General features: G+C 59.4%; 1 protein-coding gene. It reads left to right on the forward strand.

Annotation, left to right across the window (positions count from 1 at the left end):
* Positions 1-175: 175 nt before the first annotated feature.
* Positions 176-1,633 (forward strand): arylsulfatase, encoded by a 1,458-nt coding sequence (locus ABX749_RS30960; protein ID WP_372899433.1) that lies wholly within the window; start codon positions 176-178, stop codon positions 1,631-1,633.
* Positions 1,634-2,041 lie beyond the last annotated feature (408 nt).

A 2,041-nucleotide genomic window follows, 5' to 3' on the forward strand; every position in this document is an offset into this window, starting at 1 on the left:
CAGCGAAACGGAATCGCCTAAAGGCTAAACACCAACCCGCGCTGGTGTGCAGGCTTTAGCCGCCCACACTCGCTGCGGAGCAGCGAAACGGAATCGCCTAAAGGCTAAACACCAACCTGCGCGAAATTAAACATCGCTTCTCAATCCTCCTTTGACTCCCACTTGGTGACTCGTCATGAACCAAACCCTTCGAGCCTTCGTTGCTCTACTTGCGTGTTCGATCGTGCTGACCACCAACGGCCGTGCCGCCGATCGACCGAACATTGTGATCATGTTGGCCGACGACATGGGGTTCGGCGAGTTGCAGTGTTTGAATCCCCGTCGTGGCAAAATCCCGACGCCACAATTGGATGCGATCGCCGACGGCGGCATGGTCTTTACCGACGCCCACAGCGGTTCGTCGGTTTGCACGCCGACCCGCTACGGTCTGTTGACGGGGCGCTACGCGTGGCGAACACGTCTGCAAAGCGGTGTGCTGACCGGCGGTCCGTCCTTGATCGACACCAACCGGCTGACCTTGGCCAAGCTGCTGTCATCTCAGGGGTATCACACCGCCGTCATCGGCAAGTGGCACCTCGGCATGCTGTTCGATGGACAACATGTCCCCAAAGCGGTCCCGGTCGGCGCCAAGGTCACTCACGGCCCGATCGACCGCGGCGGATTCGATGAGTTCCATGGTTTTCATCATGCCCGACAAATCGAAACCTGGATCGACAACGACGTCGTCACCGAAACGATCGAGCCGATCGAGATGCTGCCGCGACTAACGCAATCGGCCGTCCAATACATCGAATCGCGCAAAGACCAATCGGAACCGTTTTTCCTGTACGTGCCCTGGAGTTCGCCGCACAGCCCGGTCGTTCCGACCAAACAGTGGCAAGGCAAGAGCGGGCTCAATGCACACGCAGACTTCGTCATGCAAACCGACGACAGCTTCGGCAAAGTCGTTGACGCGCTCCGTGACAACGGCCTTTTGGACAACACGTTGATCCTGTGTAGCAGCGACAACGGAACCTCGGGACCGACATCGAAGATCGGTCAGCTTCAAGAAATGGGACACTTTCCCAGCGGCGATTTGCGAGGATCCAAAGCGGACATTTGGGACGGCGGCCACCGCGTCCCGTTCCTAGTTTCCTGGCCGGGCGTGGTGCAACCGGGTTCCCGATCGAACGGGCTGGTCTGTTTGACCGACGTCACACGCACGGTCGCGGACATCTTGGATTTGGAACTGCCCGACAACGCCGCCGAAGACAGCATCAGCTTTTTGCCGTTATTGAAAGGAGAAACCGAACACGATCGACAGGACGTCATCCATCACAGCGTCAGCGGCTACTTTGCGATTCGCCAACACAACTGGAAACTCTCGCTGTGCCCGGATTCCGGAGGATGGACGGGCGCCCGACCGTCCAAAAAGTCCTGGGCAAAATACGAGAAAGAAGGTTTGCCGATGGTGCAGTTGATCGACATGGACGGGGACTTGGGCGAGCAGACGAATCTGGCGAGAGACCATCAAGGCAAGGTGGAGGAACTTCGTGAGCTACTTGAAGAACAGGTCAAACGCGGCCGCAGCACTCCCGGATTGCCGCAAACCAACGACGCCGAGATCGTGATCAACAAGCGGCCGGGCAAGTGAAAGCACAGAAGGGAAGGAACCCCGGCGGGCAACGCTGTGAAGCATTTATTCCCTGTGTTTGACGAGGTGTTAGCGGCAGGGCGCAAGCCCTCCGGTCCCTCATCGTTCCCGAAACACCGGAGGGCTCGCGCCCAATACCGCACAATCGACAAGGCTTTGACAAGCGCAGAGCCCTGCCGCTCACAAGTATCACTCCGTTTGGTGTCAAAGGAGGGCGGCAGCGAACCGAGTATCCCGGAGGGATGCCAGCGAGTAGCCGGAGGTCAGCGCAGCGCCACCTCCGGGAAGCACGTCCCACCATCCCCTCGACCCCGGACGGGGTCGCAGCGAATCAATCCGCCGGCGGTGCGGCAGTCTGCGTTCGTAAAGGAGTTGATCGGTGAGCTTGTGCGCGCGGGCTGGCCGGGG

It is taken from the genome of Stieleria sp. (genome assembly GCF_041595215.1).
GTDB classification, from domain to species: Bacteria; Planctomycetota; Planctomycetia; order Pirellulales; family Pirellulaceae; genus Stieleria; species Stieleria magnilauensis.